At 52.6% G+C, this 386-nt stretch carries 1 other RNA gene; it reads right to left on the bottom strand.

Annotated elements, in window-relative coordinates:
* Positions 1-9 precede the first annotated feature (9 nt).
* An RNA gene (rnpB, locus tag EIZ58_RS32855) (RNase P RNA component class B) lies at positions 10-386 on the bottom strand; the annotation flags it as partial.

The following is a 386-nucleotide window of genomic DNA, read 5'->3' as shown; positions in this document are numbered from 1 at the left end:
GGTGTAAATCCCTGTAAGCCATGTTTTGTACCACCCAACCGTTTCAGGCAAACGATCAGCTGGCAGTAATCATCTATCTCGAGAGTTTCCTCTCCCCCCACATTTCGTTCAATTCCATATGTGAAGCGCCCCTACCAAAAGTTTGGGTTGCCCGCTCGAGGGGTTTACCGCGTTCCACCGCCTAGGTTTCCCTAGGCGTATCGTCACTGTGGCACTTTTCAGGGATACTCAAGCATAGCCGAAGCCTTAGCCGTTTTTTCCCGCCGTAACGCTATTGCTAACGTCCCCCGGCTTATTTTTTCACCGAGCACGAACACTACAGGCATCGCAGCCTGTGCGAGCATGGACTTTCCTCAGCCGACATAAGCCGACCGCGATTACTCAGG

The organism is Ammoniphilus sp. YIM 78166 (assembly GCF_004522215.1).
In the GTDB taxonomy this organism is placed as follows: domain Bacteria; phylum Bacillota; class Bacilli; order Aneurinibacillales; family RAOX-1; genus YIM-78166.
The sequence above is the reverse complement of the archived record's forward strand: the minus strand, read 5'-3'. Positions and strand labels throughout refer to the sequence as shown.